General features: G+C 65.8%; 26 protein-coding genes. 12 read left to right on the forward strand and 14 right to left on the reverse strand.

Going from position 1 to position 20,206, the window contains the following annotated elements; translation table 11 throughout:
• Positions 1-40: 40 nt before the first annotated feature.
• The 3 genes from EJC47_RS14590 to panB all read right to left on the reverse strand — a co-directional run bounded on the left by EJC47_RS14590 (position 41) and on the right by panB (position 3,068).
• Positions 41-1,408: a PQQ-like beta-propeller repeat protein gene (locus EJC47_RS14590; protein ID WP_126848678.1), complete on the reverse strand. Its 1,368-nt coding sequence runs from the start codon at positions 1,406-1,408 to the stop codon at positions 41-43.
• Positions 1,405-2,100 carry a tetratricopeptide repeat protein gene (locus EJC47_RS14595; protein ID WP_312845348.1) on the reverse strand — a complete coding sequence of 232 codons (696 nt, stop codon included), beginning with the start codon at positions 2,098-2,100 and terminating at the stop codon, positions 1,405-1,407. The genes EJC47_RS14590 and EJC47_RS14595 overlap by 4 nt, the downstream gene beginning before the upstream one ends.
• 107 nt (positions 2,101-2,207) lie before the next feature.
• Entirely contained in the window at positions 2,208-3,068 is an 861-nt protein-coding gene (gene panB, locus EJC47_RS14600) for a 3-methyl-2-oxobutanoate hydroxymethyltransferase (protein ID WP_126848680.1), read from the reverse strand.
• Positions 3,069-3,296: 228 nt separating this feature from the next.
• Between panB and EJC47_RS14605 the strand changes: the two genes are divergently transcribed.
• Complete coding sequence (locus EJC47_RS14605) at positions 3,297-3,725, forward strand: DUF2178 domain-containing protein (protein WP_126848681.1); 429 nt, start codon at positions 3,297-3,299, stop codon at positions 3,723-3,725.
• On the forward strand, positions 3,718-3,930 hold the full coding sequence (locus EJC47_RS14610) for a helix-turn-helix transcriptional regulator (RefSeq protein ID WP_126848682.1): 213 nt from the start codon (positions 3,718-3,720) through the stop codon (positions 3,928-3,930). Before EJC47_RS14605 ends, EJC47_RS14610 begins: the two co-directional genes overlap by 8 nt.
• A 6-nt stretch (positions 3,931-3,936) precedes the next feature.
• Here the strand turns inward: EJC47_RS14610 and EJC47_RS14615 are convergent, their stop codons facing one another.
• The 9 genes from EJC47_RS14615 to EJC47_RS14650 form a co-directional block, all read right to left on the reverse strand.
• Positions 3,937-4,218 (reverse strand): DUF427 domain-containing protein, encoded by a 282-nt coding sequence (locus EJC47_RS14615; RefSeq protein ID WP_126848683.1) that lies wholly within the window; start codon positions 4,216-4,218, stop codon positions 3,937-3,939.
• A 12-nt stretch (positions 4,219-4,230) separates the two neighbouring features.
• Positions 4,231-4,593, reverse strand: a complete 363-nt coding sequence (locus EJC47_RS14620) for an arsenate reductase (RefSeq protein WP_126848684.1) — start codon at positions 4,591-4,593, stop codon at positions 4,231-4,233.
• Between the two features lie 748 nt (positions 4,594-5,341).
• Complete coding sequence (locus tag EJC47_RS14625) at positions 5,342-5,776, reverse strand: GNAT family acetyltransferase (RefSeq protein WP_126848685.1); 435 nt, start codon at positions 5,774-5,776, stop codon at positions 5,342-5,344.
• Between the two features lie 262 nt (positions 5,777-6,038).
• Positions 6,039-6,812 (reverse strand): ABC transporter ATP-binding protein, encoded by a 774-nt coding sequence (locus tag EJC47_RS14630; protein WP_126848686.1) that lies wholly within the window; start codon positions 6,810-6,812, stop codon positions 6,039-6,041.
• The gene (locus EJC47_RS14635; protein ID WP_126848687.1) at positions 6,809-7,792 is read right to left on the reverse strand and encodes a FecCD family ABC transporter permease; all 984 of its coding nucleotides are present in this window, start codon (positions 7,790-7,792) and stop codon (positions 6,809-6,811) included. The genes EJC47_RS14630 and EJC47_RS14635 overlap by 4 nt, the downstream gene beginning before the upstream one ends.
• Positions 7,789-8,691, reverse strand: coding sequence for an ABC transporter substrate-binding protein (locus EJC47_RS14640; RefSeq protein WP_126848688.1), 903 nt, complete (start codon positions 8,689-8,691; stop codon positions 7,789-7,791). The genes EJC47_RS14635 and EJC47_RS14640 overlap by 4 nt, the downstream gene beginning before the upstream one ends.
• Positions 8,692-8,831: 140 nt before the next feature.
• On the reverse strand, positions 8,832-9,419 hold the full coding sequence (locus EJC47_RS14645; protein ID WP_126848689.1) for an NADPH-dependent FMN reductase: 588 nt from the start codon (positions 9,417-9,419) through the stop codon (positions 8,832-8,834).
• An 8-nt stretch (positions 9,420-9,427) separates the two neighbouring features.
• Positions 9,428-9,562, reverse strand: coding sequence for a hypothetical protein (locus EJC47_RS21385; protein WP_260591593.1), 135 nt, complete (start codon positions 9,560-9,562; stop codon positions 9,428-9,430).
• Positions 9,563-9,690: 128 nt separating this feature from the next.
• The gene (locus tag EJC47_RS14650; RefSeq protein WP_033966559.1) at positions 9,691-10,110 is read right to left on the reverse strand and encodes a DoxX family protein; all 420 of its coding nucleotides are present in this window, start codon (positions 10,108-10,110) and stop codon (positions 9,691-9,693) included.
• A gap of 309 nt (positions 10,111-10,419) precedes the next feature.
• Between EJC47_RS14650 and EJC47_RS14655 the strand changes: the two genes are divergently transcribed.
• The 9 genes from EJC47_RS14655 (at position 10,420) to EJC47_RS14695 (ending at position 17,497) form a co-directional block, all read left to right on the forward strand.
• Positions 10,420-10,692 carry a hypothetical protein gene (locus EJC47_RS14655; protein WP_126848690.1) on the forward strand — a complete coding sequence of 91 codons (273 nt, stop codon included), beginning with the start codon at positions 10,420-10,422 and terminating at the stop codon, positions 10,690-10,692.
• 12 nt (positions 10,693-10,704) lie between these two features.
• Positions 10,705-11,100, forward strand: a complete 396-nt coding sequence (locus EJC47_RS14660) for an OsmC family protein (RefSeq protein ID WP_033966555.1) — start codon at positions 10,705-10,707, stop codon at positions 11,098-11,100.
• Positions 11,101-11,114: 14 nt separating this feature from the next.
• Positions 11,115-11,777: a hydrolase gene (locus EJC47_RS14665; RefSeq protein ID WP_033966554.1), complete on the forward strand. Its 663-nt coding sequence runs from the start codon at positions 11,115-11,117 to the stop codon at positions 11,775-11,777.
• A gap of 82 nt (positions 11,778-11,859) precedes the next feature.
• Entirely contained in the window at positions 11,860-12,108 is a 249-nt protein-coding gene (locus tag EJC47_RS14670) for a XapX domain-containing protein (protein ID WP_033966553.1), read from the forward strand.
• Positions 12,105-14,039, forward strand: coding sequence for an amidohydrolase (locus EJC47_RS14675; protein WP_409574488.1), 1,935 nt, complete (start codon positions 12,105-12,107; stop codon positions 14,037-14,039). The genes EJC47_RS14670 and EJC47_RS14675 overlap by 4 nt, the downstream gene beginning before the upstream one ends.
• Positions 14,040-14,062: 23 nt before the next feature.
• Positions 14,063-14,968 carry a glyoxalase gene (locus EJC47_RS14680; RefSeq protein WP_126848691.1) on the forward strand — a complete coding sequence of 302 codons (906 nt, stop codon included), beginning with the start codon at positions 14,063-14,065 and terminating at the stop codon, positions 14,966-14,968.
• Positions 14,965-15,381: a DoxX family protein gene (locus EJC47_RS14685; RefSeq protein WP_126848692.1), complete on the forward strand. Its 417-nt coding sequence runs from the start codon at positions 14,965-14,967 to the stop codon at positions 15,379-15,381. Before EJC47_RS14680 ends, EJC47_RS14685 begins: the two co-directional genes overlap by 4 nt.
• Position 15,382: 1 nt before the next feature.
• On the forward strand, positions 15,383-16,783 hold the full coding sequence (locus tag EJC47_RS14690) for an alginate export family protein (protein ID WP_126848693.1): 1,401 nt from the start codon (positions 15,383-15,385) through the stop codon (positions 16,781-16,783).
• Positions 16,784-16,795: 12 nt separating this feature from the next.
• The gene (locus tag EJC47_RS14695; RefSeq protein WP_126848694.1) at positions 16,796-17,497 is read left to right on the forward strand and encodes a YoaK family protein; all 702 of its coding nucleotides are present in this window, start codon (positions 16,796-16,798) and stop codon (positions 17,495-17,497) included.
• A gap of 7 nt (positions 17,498-17,504) precedes the next feature.
• On the opposite strand, the gene EJC47_RS14700 is transcribed toward EJC47_RS14695, so the two are convergent.
• On the reverse strand, positions 17,505-18,434 hold the full coding sequence (locus EJC47_RS14700; RefSeq protein ID WP_126848695.1) for a LysR family transcriptional regulator: 930 nt from the start codon (positions 18,432-18,434) through the stop codon (positions 17,505-17,507).
• Positions 18,435-18,561: 127 nt separating this feature from the next.
• Here EJC47_RS14700 and EJC47_RS14705 point away from each other — a divergent pair, with 127 nt between their 5' ends.
• Positions 18,562-19,260, forward strand: a complete 699-nt coding sequence (locus EJC47_RS14705) for a pirin family protein (RefSeq protein WP_033966568.1) — start codon at positions 18,562-18,564, stop codon at positions 19,258-19,260.
• Between the two features lie 47 nt (positions 19,261-19,307).
• On the opposite strand, the gene EJC47_RS14710 is transcribed toward EJC47_RS14705, so the two are convergent.
• Complete coding sequence (locus EJC47_RS14710; RefSeq protein WP_126848696.1) at positions 19,308-20,129, reverse strand: TorF family putative porin; 822 nt, start codon at positions 20,127-20,129, stop codon at positions 19,308-19,310.
• Positions 20,130-20,206: the final 77 nt, after the last annotated feature.

Here is a 20,206-nt window from a genome sequence, read left to right on the forward strand (position 1 = left end):
AATGGATCATCGGCGCGGTCCAACCGGACCGCGCCGCACCTCATTTGTAAGCGGTGACACGGCCCTTCTGGTCGAGCACGTACAGCGTATTGTTGGACACGACCGGCGGCAGCGTGAACGGGGCCTTGGACTCAATCACCGTGCCGACCTTGCCATTTTCGACCGACGCCGAGACGATCTGACCGAGCGAATTGGTCAGCACCAGCCGCCCGCCCGCCAGCACCGGACCGAACCAGGTGACCGGATTGGCCTTCTTGCTGTCCTTGATCGTGCCGTCCTTCTTGCGCTTCTCGCTCTTGAAATGCTGCAACTGACTGATCCAACGGACCTTTCCGGTCGCGCGAGCGAGGCAAACCAGACGAGCATCGTCCGTCACCAGGAACACCCATTCGCCGGCCACCCACGGGGTGGAGATGCCAGCGAAATTCTGTTCCCACATGCGCTGGCCCGAGACGATTTCGAGCGCGACCATACGCCCGCCCTGCCCGACCGCGAACACGACACCGCGATCGATGACGGGATCGGCGTCGATGTCCGCCAGCGACGACACCGAAGTCGAGATGGTCGAACGCGACAGCGCGTCCTGCCAGAGCGTGCGGCCATTCTCATAGCGATAGGCGTTGAGCTCGCCCGACGAGAAGCCCGCCACCACGGTACCCTGGCTGACGGCCGGCGCGGCCACGCCGAACACGCCTTGCGTCTCGATCGATCCCGACTGCGTCCATACGACAGCGCCATCGGCCTGCGACAAGGCGTACAGCTGGTTGTCCTGGCTCAGAATATAGACTTGGCCATTGGCGACGGTCGGCGCGCCGCGCAGCGGGGCACCCGGCTTGACGCGCCACAGCACCTTCCCGGTCGCGGCTTCGAGCGCGACGACATCGCCCAGGCCATCGGTCGCAAAGACCTTGCCATCATCGAAGCTCACGCCGCCGCCAAAGCGTGCGCCGCGCGTCTTCTTGTCGATCTTGCCCTTATGCGTTTCGGCGATGTTGGTGGACCAAGCAGCCGCCCCCGTCGTCGACGAAAAGGCGTGAATCGTCGCATCGACATCGATCGCGTAAAGGCGACCGTCAGCGACGACCGGTGCCGCGCCGAGCCGCTGACGATTGCTGCCGCCGTCAATCGAGGCGCTCCACGCACGCGACAAGGACGAGCCGAGGCTCAACTGGCCAAGCGACTTGGACGCGCTGCCACCGGGCTGCGCCCAGCTGTCATTGGGGGCTGCGGGCGGCACAAGCACATCGACGCCGGCAATGGTCTTGTCGGCGAGAACGTCATGCTCGCCGGCCAAGATCGCGATGCGCTGTCCCAGCACCGGCGTCTTCTTCTTGCCCTTCATCGAGGCGCAGCCGCTGAGCGCGACAGCAGTCACGGCCACGACGAGAAAGCGGTTGGTCATCTTCATTGCGATTTCTGTTCCTTAGCCTCGGTGACGGCATCCACACCCAATACGCCCGCCATCTGAACCGCGCGTTGCCGCAGAGTCTCCTCCGTGGTCGGATCGCGCGCGATCTGACCGTACAGCACGCCCGCGAGATCCCGCCGATTCTGGCGGAGATAGGAAATCGCGACAAGCTCTCCGGCATTGCCGAACCAGGGATTGCCCTTAACAGCGATCCCGCGCAGCCGCGCTATGACGACGTCAGGCTTCAGCGAGTCAAACTCGGCAGTGGTCTGGCGGATCAACGCGACGTCGCGGAGCGGCTGGCCGATCGACGTATCGCCCGCGACCTGTGCGAACTTCGCGGCGGCCCCGCGCAAATCCTGCTTCTGCAACAGCAAATCGGCTTGGCTCATCAACGCCAGCGCGCGGTAGCCGCCGATATTCGAGGTCGCCAGCGTGGTCAGCTTGGCATTGGCCGAATCGATGCGGTTGCTGCCCATGTCTTCATAGGCCTTTGACAGTGCTTCGCCCTGCTCGCCCGCGACCGATTGCTCATGCGATTGCCACAGCAACCACCCGCCAAAGCCAAAAAGCGCGAGCAATACGACGGCAATGGCGGCGATGCCGTAGCGCCGCGCGGCCTTGGCCAGTTGATCGCGACGCAGTTCCTCGTCGACTTCACGCAGGAATGCGGCATCGGTATTCGGCGGCACAGCCAAGGGGGAAACTCCATCGGATCAGGGCGGGGAGGCGCGGACCTTAGCCGCGCCGGAAGACAAACAAAAGCGCTCAAAAAATCGGGCGGAACTCCTAAGCGGCGTCAGTCCTTTGGGGCATAGATTTGCTCGGCACCGGGGAAGGCGCGCGACCGGACATCCGCCGCATAGGTTTCAACCGCGGCGGAAATACGGCCTGCAAGGTCATCGAATTTCTTGACGAAGCGGGCTGTGCGATCGAACAGGCCGAGCATATCCTCCGCCACCAGCACTTGCCCGTCACACTGCGCCGAGGCACCGATGCCGATCGTGGGACAGGCCACCGCATGGGTGATTTCAATCGCGATCGGCTCGACCACGCCCTCGATCACGATCGCAAACGCCCCGGCCTCCGCGACGGCGCGGGCGTCGGCGACGATCTTGTCCGCTTCGGCCTTGCTGCGCCCGCGCGCGCCATAGCCGCCGAGCGTGTTGACCGCCTGCGGCGTGAGCCCGACATGGCCCATAACGGGAATACCGCGTTCGGAGAGGAATTTGACGGTGGGGGCCATTGCCTGCCCGCCTTCGAGCTTCACCGCCGCCGCGCCGGTCTGCTTGAGCAGATACGCAGCACTTTCAAACGCCTTTTCGGGCGAGGCCTCGTAGCTGCCGAACGGCATGTCGACCACCACCACCGCATGATAACTGCCGCGCACCACCGCCGCGCCGTGCGCCGCCATCATCTCCAGCGTGACCGGCACGGTGGAGGGCAGGCCGTACACCACCTGTCCTAGGCTATCCCCCACCAGCAACATGTCGCAATGCGGATCGAGCAATTGCGCGGTGCGCACGGTGTAGGCGGTCAACATCACCAGCGGCTCCGCCCCCTTGCGCGCGCGGATCGACGGCACGGTGAGGCGCTTCATCGGCGCGGGGGTCGGGTTGGCGCGACTGGTCGCGGTGTCGAGGGTGAAGGTCGTGGACATGGCCCAACCGGGTAGCCGATCGCGCGACGCCGCGCCAGCTTTCGATATTTCGAACGTTCTATAAAATTGACTCTATGTAAAATATTATTTACCTAAAGTTCATCGAGTCGTACAGGAGGTTGACAGTGTTTTTCATGAGAACTGCCGCAAAGTCTGCGACGCTGGTTGGCAAGGCACCCAGCGGATCACGATCGATCGCGATGCCCGATCGTCGCCGGGGGAACTGACATGGCATTTCGCGAAAAAACGGCGTGGCTGACGCTTGCCTGTATGCTTGTTGCGTACAGCGTCTATTTCGGCTGGGTTCTGCTGGCACCCCACGGCCCCGATCCCCGCCCGATCACGATCGTGTGGTGGTTCGGCGGCATAACCGGCGTACAGGTCGTCGTCGTCATCATCGGCAGCATCCTGCTCGCGGTTCAGGCGAGGCGGGAGGCGCAGGCCCGTCCCGACGAGCGCGACCGCGCCATCGCCCGCCGTGGCGCGAGCACAGGCTATTATGTGCTGATGGTCGGGATGATCCTGGTCGGCGTGGTGATGCCTTTCACCGATTCACGCTGGAAGATCGTCAATACGGCCTTGCTCGCCTTGGTGATCGCGGAGACCGTGCGATATGGCATCATCGTTGCCAGCTATCGCCGAGGCTGGCATGGCTAAACCGCTGATTACCAATCACATCCGGCTGTTGCGCTTCATGGCCGGGGAAATGACGCAAGCCGAGCTGGGCGAGAAGATCGGCCTGACGCGGCAGACGGTTGCGGCAATCGAGGCCGGCAAATACTCACCGACGCTCGAGGCCGCGTTTCGCATTGCGCAGGTGTTCGGCAAGCCCCTGGACGAGGTGTTCCAATGGGAGGGGTGACGGGCGCTATTCGACCGTGACGCCCTTCCAGAAAGCGAAGCGGTCCTTGATCTCGGCGGCCTTCGGCTTGGGGTCGGGATAGAACCACGCCGCATCGGCGTTGCGTTTGCCGTCGACCACCAGCGACTTGTAGCTCGCCTCGCCCTTCCATGGGCAGAAGGAGTGCGTGTCGCTGGCTTCGAAATAATCGGCGACGATGCTGTCGGCGGGGAAATAATGGTTGCCCTCGACCACCACCGTATCCTCGGACTGGGCGATCACGGCCCCGTTCCAGCGTGCAGTCGGCATGGCGGTCTCTCCTTAAGGCTTGAGAGTCATTAGATAGGTATCGGGCTTGAACCCCGCCAGCAGCACAGCGTCGGATTCGAGGCCAGATTCGAGAATCGGGCGTTTGATCGCCGAGGGCTTGGCGAGCATGATCGCAATCGCCTTCTCGGCATCAAGATCGGTCTTGTCCCCCTCGGGCAGCGCACGGAAGGTCTGGCCGCCTCGGTTGAGCACCACCTCCCACCCAAGCCGATCGACCCAGCGGCGCAGCGCCACCTCATCGACACCCTGCTTCTTATAATCGTGAAACGCATAGTCGACGCCATGCTCGACGAGCCATGTGCGCGCCTTCTTGACCGTGTCGCAATTGGGGATTCCGTAGACGGTGGCTGGCATGTTGGTCTCGTGGCTTGTTGCGAGGAATGCTGTGCTCTTAGCTGGGGATGGCGCGCAATGCAGCCGGTTTTGGCGCGGCCCGAACCGGCGTTGAACTTCACCGCAAACACGCCGGAAACTCACAGGCGTTCACCTTATCCGACGTCGGAATCGGCGCGCTCCTCATCCTGAAGCTAACGCACCTTGGACAAGGAGATCAGCTTATCCACGATCATTTCATGGTCAGATGTCCCAAGGTGGCCGAATTTTCCCGCTTGCAACGTCCTGCGTCCTACAAATTCTATTGCGTAAAGGTGGGTCGCGAACCGTTCATTCGGTCTCGCCCGCTGCACGCCATCTTCATCCAGCCAAATACTTGCCCCGGATGTGTCCGAGAGACAGTCCGGGGTTTCACCAACGCAAAATTTCGAGTCTTCCAGCCCGTAACGCCAGAACCCCCGCCAGCGGCGGGCCGGCGTCATACTATAACACTGATCCACTTGTTCAGGGATAGCCTCGAATCCACCGAAGCGAAGTAGGTCGAGACAGCGCTCGGTCATCCCGGGCTCTGCCGCCCGTATCTCCGCGATCTTGGCGTCGGAAAGCTTCGGTTTCGGCTGTCGACATGCGGTAGCGGCGCTCAAGAGGGCCATAAGCAAACAAAGCCGAGGCCATTTCCAAGTCACGTGCAATAGTAAATCGAATAGCGAAAATCGACAACGCGTATCTTCGATCGAGAGCTGACATTCACTCTACTCACCGTGGCACGTCACAATTCGTCGCCTTCCTCCGCCAGAAACCGCCCCAGCACCACGACATCCTGCCGCGCCAGCCCGAACGCTTCGTAAAAGCCGAGCGCGGCGGTGTTGTCGCCGCGGACCATCAATTGCAGCTTGGGCGCGCCACGCTCGCGCAGCCAGCGTTCCGCCGCCGTCATCAGCGCGCGCCCGAGGCCGGAGCGGCGTGCTGCGGGCGCGACCGCGAGATAATAGACCCAGCCGCGATGGCCGTCGAAACCGACCATCGCGCTGCCGGTGAGGCCGCCCTTACCGCGTGCCACCAGGACGCTCGACTGCGCCTCCCGCAGCGCGAGCGCGAAGTCGCTGGCGGGGTCGTTCCACGGGCGGGTGAGGCCGCAAGCGTGCCACAAAGCGATCACGGCGGGGGCATCTGCGGCGGTGGCGGGTTCGATCTCGGGTGTCATGGGGCCTGTCATGCGCGGCGGTGGCGCTGCGTCAAGCATTGGGCCGTGGCGGGCGCTGAGAGGGGTGCTTAGACACGCTCAGCACGAACGGGTGGAAGGGGGGCGCGAACGGTCGGGCACAATCCCCCCTGTGTGGCACTCCCCCACTCCCGTTCGCCCTGAGCCTGTCGAAGGGCCCTCGCCACACACGCAGACCATCCTTACGGCGAAGGTGCTTCGACACGCTCAGCACGAACGGAGGGAGAAGCACAGGCGACGCCCCTCACCCAGCCCTGCGCACCACATCGATGATCGGGCCTTGCGCCCCCGCCAGCACGCGCGCTTCGATCCCGTAAGCCGCGCGCAGCACGTCCGGCCTCAGCGCGTCGACGGGCGCGCCGTCGGCCAGCACCGCGCCCGCCGCCAGCACCACGACGCGATCGGCTAGGCGCAGCGCCATCGTCAGATCGTGCAGCGTCACCACCACCCCGGCCCCGGCCAGCGCCATCACGCGGAACAGCCCCGCCACGTCTAGCTGATGCGCGGGGTCGAGCCCCGACAGCGGCTCATCGGCCAGCAGCCATTCGGGCTCCCCGGCCAGCGCGCGGGCGATCAGGACGCGGGCGCGTTCGCCGCCCGACAAGCTCGTCACCACGCGGCCCGCAAAGTCGCTGACCCCGGCCAGCTCCATCGCCTGAGTCACCGCCGCCGCATCGGCACTGCCGCCACCGCGCGCGCCCAGAAAGGGAATGCGCCCAAGCCCCACCAACGTCCGCGCACCCACCGCCCAGGCGATTTCCGGCGTCTGCGGCAAAAAGGCGAGCCGCTGGGCGAGCGCGCGCGGCGGCATGGCGGTGACCAGCTGACCGTCGAGATGCGCCGCGCCGCTATCGGGCGTGCGCAGCCCGGCGAGGCAGGCGAGCAAGGTCGATTTGCCCGCGCCATTAGGCCCGACGATCGCGGTCACCTGTCCCGCCGCGAGCGTCAGGTCGATGCCCGCCAGCACGCTGCGCCCGCCCAGCGTCACCCGCACATCCTGGCACGACAGCACGCTCATGCGATCCTCCGCCGGAGCGTTAGCAGCAGCGCCAGGAAGAACGGCCCGCCCAACGCCGCCATCGCCACGCCGAGCTTCACCTCGCCCGCCGCCGGAGTCACGCGCACGAGAATGTCCGCTGCCAGCACCAGCACCGCGCCGCCGAGCGCGCTGGGGGCGAGCAATGCCCCCGGCCGCGCGCCGACCAGCGGGCGCAGCACATGCGGCACGACCAGCCCGACAAAGCCGATCACCCCGCTCACTGCCACCGCCGCGCCCGTCGCCAGGCCCACACCCAGCGCGAGCGTCCAGCGTGTCCGCGTGAGCGAAATGCCGAGCGAACGTGCGCCCGCCTCGCCCAGCGTAAGCGCATCGAGCGCGCGGCCCGTCGTCAGCAACAGCGCGGCCCCGGCGAGGATGAAGGGGGCGGCCAGCCGCACTTCATCGACGCTGCGATCCTGCAGCGATCCCATCAGCCAGTCGACGATCTCGCCCACCGCCCAGGGGCTCGGCGCGAGGCTCAAAGCGAGCGAGATGCCCGCACTCGCCACGATATTGAGGATCGCGCCCGCCAGCACGAAGGTAACGAGGCTCGACCGGCTGCCCGAGAGCAGCAGCAGCAGCCCCACGCCGATCAACGCGCCCAGCATCGCCGCGCCGGGCAGCACCCAGATGCTGGCGAGCGTCGCGCCATAATAGAGCGTCAGCACCGCACCCAGCGCCGCCATCGCCGACACGCCGAGCACGCCGGGATCGGCCAGCGGATTGCGCGTATAACCCTGCAGCGCTGCGCCCGACAGGCCAAGCGCCGCACCGATCAACATGCCAAGGATGGTGCGCGGCACCCGAAGATCGGCGATGATCGCCCAGCGCGGATCGCTGCTCGCGACATTCCAGGCCGACAGCGGCACCCACACCCGCCCCGCAATCAAACTGAGCCCCGCCAGCACGGCGAGCAGCACCAGCAGCCCGGCATAGAGCGCGATCCGCCGCAGCATCATGCCCCAACCACGCTTTGCCGCGCGCGCACCAGCGTGGCGAGCGCCGGGATCATCACCGGCCCTCCGCAATAGAGCAGCCGCTCGGGGAACACCGCGCGCCGCATCCCGCCGGCGACATGCGCCAGCGCCGGATGCTGCATCACCCGCTGCGCCCATCCCGGCGCGCCCGCGCTGGCCTCGCCCGACAGCAGCAGTTGCGGCGGATCGGCGACCAGCAGTTCGAGCGGCACGTTGCGCGACTGGGTGAAGCCATAGCGCGTGATCGCGTTGCTGAGCCCTGCGCGGCGCATCAGTTCGTCCATCAGCGTCCCCGGCCCCGAAGCGAAGCCCCCGGCCATGAACACCAGCGCCGAGACGGCGCGCGTGCCCGGCGGCGGCGCGGCGGCGCGGAGCGCGGCCTCGATCCGCGCGACGATGCGCTCGCCGCGCGCGCTTTCCCCCACGGCGCGCGCGACATCGCGGACTTGGGCGATGCTGGTGGCGATGGTTTCGGGCACATCGAACAAAGCGGTGTTCAAGCCGCTGCGCGCAAGCGTCTGCCGCGTCGCCAGCGGCATCAGCTTTGCGCCCAACACCAGATCGGGCGCGAGCGCGATCACTTCCTCCGCGCTCTCATAGGTTTTGGGCAGCGTGCGCGCGAGGGCTGCGATGGTCGAGCCATTGGCCTCGCTCGCCCAATGGCTGAGCGCCGCGATCCGGCGGCGGTCGACCAGTTGCACGAGGATGACATCGAGGCAGGGGTTGAGCGAGACGATCCGTTGCGGACGGGCGGGCGTGGGCGCGGCGGCGCACAGGGTTGCGGCGCACAGGCCGGTGACGACGGCGCGGCGCGACGGCGCGATCGGTGCTGCCCGCGAGGAACCGGGGCGCGCATGGGCAATCACTACATCCCTACTCATCGACCCCCCGCTCCTCCGCGCGCAACGATCGCGCTGTCCGGCGAAGGACGGGAAGCGCACGATACCAGTGCACCTGCGCTTTAGCCCCCACCTTTATCAAACGAAATCGTTCTGCCGCGAACGCAGCAGAACGCTCGTGGTCAATAAGGCGGTGCCACCACCGCGCGTTGCCGCGCCGCCGCATCCGCCCACCAGGTCAGATCATCAGCGAACCGGTCGAACCCCGCTTCCAGCGCCGCACCGCCGCCCCCGATCGGCTGCGCCGCGGGGTCGAGCGTTGCACTGATAGGCCCAATAGAGAGAGTGCTCGATACCACGACCATGCCCATTTCCGCCAATGTCGGGTGCCAAGCCTGCGCGGCGCGCACCCCGGACAACCGCCCCGCCGAATAGCTGGCGATCGCGGCGGGACGCCAGAACCATTCCTCAAGGAAATGGTCGGTCAGGTTCTTGAGGCCCGGCTGCACGCCCCAATTATATTCGCCTGTGACGAACAAAAAGGCGTCGGCTTCACGGATCTTGGCTGCCAGCGCAGCCATCGCCGACGGTGCCTCAGCGGGGGTATATTCCTTATACATGCGATCGAGCATCGGCAGCCCGACCGCCTTTGCGTCGATCAATTCGGCGTCGACCCCGCGCGCCTGAAAGCGTCGGACGAGATAATCCGCAAGGCGAATGCCCATACGGTCGGAGCGGTACGAGCCATAAAGGACGAGCAGCTTCTGCATCGCCCCGCTCAATCGAAACGCGGAGCAGCGGGCGGATCGCTGGCGGGGAAACTTTCCTCGAGACCTTCGTCGATCAGCTCTTCCTCATGGTCCTCGGCCGGCACATCGGGCGTCGAGTCGGGGTTGGGGTCAGGGTCGGACATCGAAGTTCCTTTCACGGCGAACATAACCGCACAACGCGGCGCGATCTTGGATAGACGCAACATCCGCGCACGAAAAAGCCGGACGGGGTACCCCGTCCGGCTTTTTTTCTCCTGCGAAGGACCGTGGTTCAGCGACGGGCGTCGAGGCTCCACGCTCCGCCACCCAGCGCGATGACGTTGAGCAGGCCACCGGCAATAGCGACGTTCTTGAAGAAGTGGATGAACTGGTTCTGGTCGCCAAGCGCGCTGTGGAAGGCGAGCGCGGTCGCGATCGCGAACACCGCCAGCACCGACGCCACCAGACGCGTGCGATACCCAAGGATGAGCGCCACACCACCGAGCAATTCCACGACCAGCGCGATCGCCAAGCCGACTTGCGGCAAGGGCAGGCCGACCGACTGGATATAACCAATCGTGGCGGCGGGCGCGGCGAGCTTGGACAGACCGCTGAGGACGAAGATCGCGGCAATCGCGGTACGGCCGACGAGCGGAAGCGCAGCGGCGCTGGTCGAGGGGCGGGCAGTTGCACCGAGTGGTAGGGTAGCCATGGGAAATCTCCTTTGGGGCGGACCAATCCCGCCGTTGCCGCAAAGATGGCACTGCCCCTCCCCCTCAACCAGTGGAATAAAATTGTATCGTTCGTTCGAATTATTAGAAATGTCGGCTGCGCGCACGAACGGGTGTCGCAGATAGATGCTGGTCGCATCACGGCGATCCAAGACCGTTCTCGCCAATGTGGCTAAACAGAGCTCATGGGAACGCTATTCAACAATTTGGAACGTTCTGACCGATTTTATACGTCTGCCGCTGACGTCGTGAATTCGCCATCTCTTGCCGGGTCGCCACAGGAGGTTCCGATGTCGTCTTTGCTCCCACCGCCCGTCCTCAACAATCGCGAATGGTCTGACGTCGCCGACGCGCTGCGCGAAGCCGATGCCTGCGGATGTGCGCCGCACTTCTTCCGCAAGCGCAGCGCCGATGTGGCCGCCGATCCGCGCCGCGAGGCGGTCCGCCGGTTCGTCTGCACGACCCGCCGCCGCTGCACCCCGGCCCGCGACCTCGCGGATGGCCTGTCGACCCATGGTTTCAACCCAGCGCAGATCGACGCGATCGCGCTGCTGTCGCTTTGAAGGGATCGTAGCATGGCCACAGCCACCGCCCGGATCGGCACAGAATTCTACCGCACCGCGATCACGACCGGGCACCATATGCTGACCGCCGATGAACCCGCCAGCCGTGGCGGCGCAGACGCCGGCCCCGCGCCGTACGACCTGCTGCTGTCCGCTTTGGGGGCCTGCACCGCGATCACGCTGCGCATGTATGCCGATCGCAAGGGCTGGCCGATCGAAACGCTCGACGTGGCGCTGCGCCTGGTCGGCGGCCCAGATGGCAACCGTGTCGAACGGCTGCTGACGATCGTCGGGCCCGACACCGCCGCACAGACCCGCCTGGCCGAGATTGCCGAGCGCACCCCCGTCACGCTGACGCTGAAAAGCGGCATCGCGATCCACACCACGCTTTCCACTCCGACATTGTAAGAAAGGTTCCTCCCATGACCATCACCGCGACCGCAACGCCCGGCAAATCGCTGATTTCGCCTACCGACCACACGCTCGTACTGATCGATTTCCAGTCGCAAATGGCGTTCGCCACCAAATCGATCGGTGCCGAATTGCTGCGCAACAATGCAGCACTCATCAGCAATGCCGCCAAATCCTTCAACGTGTCGACGATCCTGACGACGGTTGCCGAAAAGAGCTTTTCGGGCCCGATGTTCGACGAGATCAAGGACGCATTTCCCGGCCAGGCAATGCTCGACCGCACCAGCATGAACACGTGGGAAGATGCCGCCGTGATCGACGAGGTCAACCGCATCGGCAAGACCCGCATCGTGTTCGCCGGGCTGTGGACCAGCGTTTGCATCGTCGGTCCCGTGGCCTCGGCGATCGACCAGGGCTTCGATGTCTATTTCATCGCCGATGCCTGCGGCGACGTTTCGCCCGAAGCGCATGAGCGCGCGGTTCAGCGAATGATCCAGCTTGGCGCGACGCCGATGACGTCGGTGCAGTATCTGCTCGAACTGCAGCGCGATTGGGCACGGGTGGATAGCTATGAGTCGACCACCGCCATCGCCCGTAAATGGGGCGGAGCCTATGGGCTGGGCATCACTTACGCCAAGACGATGTTCGGGGCTTCCGAAGGCCAGCACGGCTGAGGATGGCGCGTCGGGGCGGGTCCCAAGCCCCCCGCCCGCCCCGATGCTGCAGGCTTTACCGCTCCAGCAGGAAGTGACCTAAATGAAGCCATATCTCATCTCGCTCGCCGTCGGCTTGCTGGTTGGGCTGATTTACAGCCTGCTTGGCGTGCGTTCGCCCGCACCGCCCGCCATCGCCCTGGTCGGGTTGCTCGGCATTCTCGTCGGCGAACAAGTCATTCCGCTCGTCAAGCGCGTCAGCTCGGGCGAAGCGGTTGCCTTCCTGCGCGCCGAAGCGGCCGAACATGTCTTTGGCCGCCTGCCCGGCGACCACCCCGACCAGGACGCATGAACGACCTCACCCGCCGCCAGACGATCGCCGGGGCGGCGATCGGCACCTTTGCCGCCCCGCTTTTCGCAAGGATTTCGCCCATGCCCCCCACCGACCTCATCCTCGTCAACGCCAAGGTCACCACGCTCGACCGCGAAAACCCGCAAGCGCAGGCGATCGCGATCCGCGACGGGCGTTTCCTGGCGGTCGGCAGCGAAGCGGAGGTGCGCGCCGCCGCCCCGCACGCGAGCGTGATCGATGCCAAGGGCCGCCGCATCATCCCCGGCCTGATCGACAGCCACATGCACATCATCCGCGGCGGGCTGAACTATAATATGGAGCTGCGCTGGGATGGCGTGCCGAGCCTTGCCGACGCGCTCGCCATGCTCAAGCGCCAGGTCGACATCACCCCCGCGCCGCAATGGGTGCGCGTGGTCGGTGGCTTTACCGAGCATCAATTCGCCGAAAAGCGCTTGCCGACCATCGCCGAACTGAACGCGATCGCGCCCGATACGCCGGTGTTCATCCTGCATCTGTACGACCGCGCGCTGCTCAACGCCGCCGCTTTGCGCGTCGTCGGCTATACCAAGGACACGCCCAACCCACCGGGCGGCGAGATCGTGCGCGATGCGGCGGGCAACCCGACCGGCCTGTTGCTGGCACAGCCCAATGCGACGATCCTCTATTCCACGCTCGCCAAGGGCCCCAAGCTGCCCCCCGAATATCAGCTCAATTCGACGCGCCATTTCATGCGCGAGATGAACAGCCTTGGCGTCACCGGCGTGATCGACGCGGGCGGCGGCTTCCAGAATTACCCCGATGATTATGCGATCATCGAGCAGTTGCACGCCGACGACCAATTGACCGTGCGCATCAGCTACAATCTGTTCACGCAAAAGCCCAAGGAGGAGCTGGCCGATTTCAGCGGCTGGGTGAAGCAGGTGACGCCCGGCCAGGGCGACGACAGCTATCGCCACAATGGTGCGGGCGAGATGCTGGTCTATTCCGCCGCCGATTTCGAGGATTTCCGGGTCGAACGCCCGGACATGCCGGCAAACATGGAGGGCGACCTCGAACCCGTCATCCGCTTGCTCGCCGAACATAAATGGCCGTGGCGGCTGCACGCCACTTATGACCAGACGATCGGCCGCGCGCTCAATGTGTATGAGAAGGTCGCGCGCGACATTCCCTTCACTGGGATCAACTGGTTCTTCGACCATTGCGAGACGATCAGCGACCGCAATATCGACCGCATCGCAGCCCTCGGCGGTGGCATCGCGATCCAGCATCGCATGGCCTATCAGGGCGAATATTTCGTCGAACGCTATGGCGCAAAGGCCGCCGAGCGCACTCCGCCAATCGCCAAGATGATGGCCGCCGGATTGCCGGTCGGGGCGGGCACCGATGCGACGCGCGTCGCCAGCTATAACCCCTGGGTGTCGCTCAACTGGCTGGTGACGGGCAAGACCGTCGGCGGCCTCGGCCTCTACCCCGGCGTCAACCGCCTGAGCCGCGAAAAGGCGCTGCGGCTGTGGACGCATGAGAACACGTGGTTCTCGAACGAAGTCGGCAAAAAGGGGCAGATCAAGGTCGGCCAGCTTGCCGATCTCGCGGTGCTGTCGGCCGATTATTTCAGCGTGGCCGAAAGCGAAATCCCGCATTTGCGGTCGGTGCTGACCGTGCTCGGCGGCGCGGTGGTCTATGGCGAGGGCGACTATGCGCCGCTCGCCCCGGCCTTGCCCCGGCCGATGCCCGATTGGTCCCCGGTCGCGACCTTTGGCGGCTATCACCGCACCCCCGACACCGCCGCCAAGCTGGCGAGCGCCTGCGGATGCGCGAGCGGTTGCGCGGTCCACGGCCATGACCATGCCGCAGCCCTCGCCACCAGCGCCCCCACCGCCGACGTCCAGACTTTCTGGGGTTCGTTCGGCTGCGGCTGCTGGGCCGTCTGATGCTTTTCCCACGGAGACACGCCATGAAACGCCTGCCGCTCTTCCTCGCCGCGCTGATGCTCGGCACCGCCCCCGTCGCCCCTGTCGCCCCTGCGCTGGCGCGCGAAGCCGTCACCGCCGATTATGCCGTCGGCCCGCAATATGACACGACGCACGTCTATGTCGCGCCCGAGGATTTCGATCGCTTCGTCACCAGCCTGATCGCTACTTTCGGCGGCACGACGACCAAGAAGGGCGCGTTTCAGGTCACCCCGACCACGAGCAAGACCTGGTCGCAACTGGTGCTGACCCAGGCGGGGTCGGTGTCGGTGTTCGGCTTCACCACGCCCATCCCCTACCCCTTCGGGGTCGAGCGTAACGGCTATCTGGTCAGCGACATGGATGCGGCGGTCGATGCGGCCGTGGCATCCGGCGCGGCGCGGCTGATCACCACCTTCCCCGATCCGATCGGGCGCGATGCCGTCGTGCAATGGCCGGGCGGCGTGAACATGCAGCTCTATTGGCACACCACCAAGCCCAATTATCCCACGCTGGTGACCGTGCCCGAAAACCGCGTCTATCTGACCGCAGACCGTGCCGATGCCTTCGTCAAAAGCTGGACCCGCTTTGCGCACGCCAGGACGGTGTCGGATGAGAAGGCCGCGCCCGGCGTCGAGATCGGCCAGCCGGGCACTGCCTATCGCCGCATTCGCCTGACCTCGGGCTATGGCGACATGACGGTGATGGTTTCCAACGGCCAACTGCCCTGGCCCTATGGCCGCGACATGACCGGCTATGCCGTTGCGGACCTTCCCGCCACGCTCGCCAGGGCGCAGGCGGCGGGCGTCGAGACGCTGGTCCCGGCGCATGCCGAAGCCGATCGCCAATCGGCGATCGTGCGCTTCCCCGGCGGCTATATCGCCGAAATCCACAGCCAGACCGCGCGATGACCGGGCACGAAACCCCACGCTTCGTCACCGCGATCCTCGATTGGCCACCGACCTGGTTCGTCGTGCGGCTGGCGTTGCTCAGCGCCTATCTCATCGGCGGCGTGGCCAAGCTGGGCAACTGGCCCTCGGCGGTGGCGGAGCAAGTGCATTTCGGCGTGCATCCGCCCGAACTGACCGCAGCGCTGACGCTGCTGGTCGAACTGGTCGGATCGATGCTGATCCTTTGGGGGCGTTTCGTCTGGCTGGCGGCGGGCGCGCTGGGCGTGTTCACCTTGCTTACCGCCTTCATCGCCAGCCCGTTCTGGGCGATGCAGGGGCAAGCGCGCTTCATCGCGACCAACGACTTTTTCGAGCATCTCGGCCTGGTCGCCGCGTTCGTTATGGTGGCGATGGTCGCGGCGCGGCGGCGCTGAGGTGCGCCGCGCCGGTGTCCTGGCCACGTTCGCGCTCGTCACCGTCAGCCCGGCGGCGGCGCAATCGAGCGACGCCTGGAAACCCCCGACGCTGACCACGACACGCTATGACGAGGATTGGTCCACGCTCGCCGACCCCGCCCAACGGACAGGGCATTGGACCGAACAGTTCAACTATATCCCGCTCGGCACCGACAGCTACGCCTCGACCGGGCTCGAGTTGCGGTTGCGCAACGAGACCTATCACAACAACCTCTGGGGCGGTGCCCCGGCCCCGAATGACAGTTATCTGTGGTTGCGCGCCATGCCTTATGCCGATCTGCATGCCGGGCGGGTTCGCGCTTTCCTCGAGCCGATCGCTGCCTATGCGATTGGCGTACGCCCGAGCAATTCGCCGATCGACCAGACCCGCACCGATCTGCTGCAGGGCTTTGTCGACGTGCGGCTGGGCGAGGCGCATACCGGGGACCAGGACGCCATCGGCCTGACGCTGCGCGCCGGGCGACAGATGCTGTCGCTCGGCACCGAGCGGATGGTCGGCACGCGCTACGGCCCCAATGTCCCGCTCGCCTTTGATGGATTTCGCGGACTTGCCTCGCTTGGCGGCGCGACGCTCAGCCTGATCGCCGTGCGCCCGGTCGAACCGGGCCTCGGCAGTTTCGACGATCGTCGTTCCCGCACCCGCGCGCTGTGGGGGGCCTATGGCTCGGTCAAACGCCCACGCAGCGGGGTCGATCTCTACTATTTGGGCTATCGCAACACCCAGGCGACCTTCGGCGGCGTGACGGCGCGCGAGCTGCGCCACAGCATCGGCGCGCGCTGGTTCGGCGATGTCACCACCTGGCATTGGAATGTCGAGGGCGTCGCGCAATTCGGCCGCTTCGCCGATGGCTCGATCGGCGCGTGGACGCTTGGCAGCGAGGTCGGGCGGCACTTCCCCAAGATCCGCTTCGCCCCCGATCTGCAAGTCCGCCTCGATTATGCGAGTGGTGACGGCAACCCCAATGACCACCACCTGGGCACCTTCAACGCGCTCTTCCCCAAGGGCAAATATTTCGGCGAGCTGTCCCCGGTCGGACCGTACAATCTGATCAACCTCAACCCGCAAGTGTCCGGCACATTTGGCAACGGTGTCACGGCGAGCCTAGCCGGCATGGCCTATTGGCGTGCCTCGCTGGCGGATGGGGTGTATGATATTCCTGGTCGGCTGATCCGCGCGCCGGGCACGTCGCGCGCGCGCTTCATCGGCAAGGAGATCGAAGCGACGGTTGCATGGCAGGCGACGCGCGAGCTGAGCTTTTCCGCCTCGCTCTCCGCCTTCGCGCCCGGCACCTTCATCCGCGAGACAGGCCCCGCGCGGACGATCACGATGCTGGGTCTTGAAAGCGACTTCCGTTTCTGAAGGATGATGACAATGGCCACCCCCACGCCTCCCCAACCCGCTCTGTTGCCGCCGCTGTTGCTGTTGCTCTCCTTCACCACCGGCCTGGTCGATGCGACCAGCGTGCTCGGCCTGGGCAAGGTGTTCACGGCGAACATGACCGGGAACATCGTGTTTCTGGGTTTTGCCGCGGCGGGCACGCCCAGCTTTACCGTCGCGCCCTATCTGATCGCGATCGCCACCTTCATGCTCGGCGCGTTCCTCGCCGGGCGCACCGGGCGCTTCCACACCAACCGCCCGCTGCGCCACTGGCTGCTCTGGTCGGCGCTGATCGAAGCGGTGCTGCTCGTCGTCGCGGCCGTCATCGCGATCGGCTTCGATCCGGCGACGCTGACGCCCGAATGGCAGTTGTTTGCGATCATCGCGCTGACGGCGGTCGCAATGGGCTACCGCAACGCCACGATCCGCCAATTGAAGGTGCCCGACCTGACGACCACGGTGCTGACGCTCACGATCACCGGCCTCGCCGCCGATTCGACGCTGGCGGGCGGCAGCAACCCCAATTGGGCGCGGCGAATCGCGGCGGTGGTGGCGATCTTGCTGGGCGCTGCGCTCGGTGCGGTGCTGGTGCGATACGGGCTGGCTGTGCCGCTCGCAGTGGCCGGGGCGCTGATCCTGGGCGGGACGATCGCCTGCACGCTGCATCCCGATGCGGGCAAGCCGCTGGGAGCGTGAGCCACGCTCACACGTCGGGAACGCCCGGAAGCTCGGCATCCTCGCGGCCCTGCGCGACGAACTGGTCGAGCAGCCAGGATGCCGCCGGGCCGGGCGGCACGTCACGCCGCCAGATGCCGGAGAAGCGATAGATCCCGCCCGGCTGTTCGGGCATGGCCAGCCGCACCAGCGTCCCCGCGACCAGATCGCCCGCGATCAGCGGCAGCGGCATGTTGCCCCAGCCGATCCCCTCGCGCAGCAATTCATGTTTCGCGCCGAGATCGGCCAGCCGCCAGGTGCGCGGGCTCATCACCGCAAAGTCGCGCCCCTCGGTCAAGGGCGAGCGATCGGTGAGCACGAGTTGCACGAAATCGCGCCCTGCGCCGGGCAGAATCGGCGTCATCCGCGCGAGCGGATGGTCGGGCGCGGCGACCGGCACCATCTGCACCGATCCCGCCGTCACCGCTTCGATCCCCACACGCCCCGCCGCCAGCGGTCCGGAGATGCCGACCACCGCTTCCCCATCTTGCACCAAAGCGACCACTGCTCCCAATGCCTCGACATGCAAGCGCAGCGTGACCGTGGGGTAAGCGGCAGCGAAGGCGCGCAACACCTTGCCCAGCCGCTGCGCGGGCAGCATCACGTCCACCGCCAGATGCACCTCGGCCTCCAGCCCGTCGAGCAGCCCCTTCACCTTGGCGCGAAGACCGTCGATGCCCTGCGCCACGCTGCGCACCTCGGCCAGCACCGCGCGCCCGGCCTCGGTCAACTTCGGCTTGCGCGTGCCTTCCCGGTCGAACAGCAGCACGCCCAATTGCGCCTCGAGATTGGCGATGCCATAGCTGATGACCGACACCGCGCGGTTGAGTTTGCGCCCGGCAGCGGCAAAACTGCCGGTATCGACCACGGCCAGAAACACGCGGAGCTGGTCCAGGGTTGGCGTACCGGGATTGTGCATATCAACTTTCTCGAACGTTTCGATGCACTTTATCCGACTGAGCAGCGAAGTCGAGCCGCTCTATATCCCTGTCATCGACGGACGGACCGGCACCCTGCCAGTCCACCGCAGCACAGGAGTTTGCGCCATGATCGACCTTCGCCCTTATGCCAGCCTCGGCGGTGCCAATCACGGTTGGCTCGATGCCAAGCACCATTTCTCCTTCGCCAATTACTACGACCCGGCGCGCACCAATTGGGGCAATTTGCGGGTGTGGAACGACGACACGATCGCCCCGCAGACTGGCTTCCCGCCGCATCCGCATCGCGACATGGAGATCATCACCTATGTCCGCGAAGGCGCGATCACGCATCAGGACAATCTCGGCAATCTCGGCCGCACCGAGGCGGGCGACGTCCAGGTGATGAGTGCCGGCACGGGCATCACCCATTCCGAATATAATAAGGAGGATATCACCACCAGGATCTTCCAGATCTGGATCCAGCCGACGCGCGGTGGCGAGAAGCCAAGCTGGGGTGCCCGCCCCTTCCCCAAGGGCGATCGCGCCGGACAGTTCGTGGTGCTGGCGAGCGGCTTTGCCGAGGATGGCGATGCGCTGCCGATCCGCACCGACGCCCGCGTTGTCGGTGCCACGCTCAAGGCGGGCGAGACCGCCGAATATCCGCTCGGCAAGGATCGGCGCGGCTATCTCGTCCCCGCGACGGGCGCGATCGAGATTGACGGCGTGCGCGTCAACGCCCGCGACGGTGCGGCGATCCGCGATGAAGCGGTGCTGCGGGTAACCGCGATCGAGGATAGCGAGATCGTGCTGGTCGACGCCGCCTAAGGAAAGATGGCCGCCGGGGTTGCTGCCCCGGCGGCCATTACCGGCGGTTAGAATGCGGCGGAAACGCTGAACACCACCTTGCTGCCCGCAATCGACGATCCGTTCTTGGTCGAGGAGAAGTTGGGCAGCAAATAGGCCGATTTCGCGCGGCTGATGTCGGTGTCGACATAAGCGACGCCCAGCGTCACCGGGCCGACCACATAATCGACCCCCAGCAGCCAGTCCCAATAGCTCCCCGTCGGTGCCACGCTGGTGCCATTCGGCCCCAGTCCCGGATTGCCCTTGGAATAGCCGAGATGCGCCTTGGCGGTGACGGGCGTGCCCGGAATGCCCGCGCTGCCATCGCCCCACAGATAGAGATTGTCCTGGGACTGCCCGCGGCTTTCGGCCGTGTTGGAGAAATTGCCCAACGCCTTCTGCTTTGGCGCATAGGCGACACCCGCCAGCAAGGTTGCAGGACCAAGCGTGCCGCTCACTTTGACATAGGGTTCGGCGAAATCGGTGAGAGCGGCACCTCCGGGATACATGTACCAGGTCAGCCCGACATCGATCGTGCCGCCAGCGAGCGGGCGCTTATAGCCGCCGACCAGATCGAGCTCGAGATTGGCACCGCCAAAGGTGCCCCAGCCGGCAAGGTTCGAGGCCCAGGTGCTGGCGTAGAGGCCACTTTCGTGGGTGACGGTGATGCCGCCCTGCAGCGCGATCTGTTTGTCGGATTGGGACACGCCCCGGAAGCGATAGTCGGAGACGAGCGCGACGCTGCCCGATACCTTGAACGGCGGTGGCGGTGCGGTGTCTCCGCCCGTGTCCTGCGCGACGGCGGGGCTGGCGATCAGCGCGAGCGCGGCGGCGAACGTGAATCGATACATGGGATCCCCCTTTGAAGTGGTGGTGGGTTCCCGCCCGCGGTCCGGTGCCGCCGCTCCTCTCATCGCCGGATTGGGGG

The sequence above is a fragment of the Sphingomonas sp. TF3 genome, from assembly GCF_003985085.1.
GTDB lineage: Bacteria > Pseudomonadota > Alphaproteobacteria > Sphingomonadales > Sphingomonadaceae > Sphingomonas.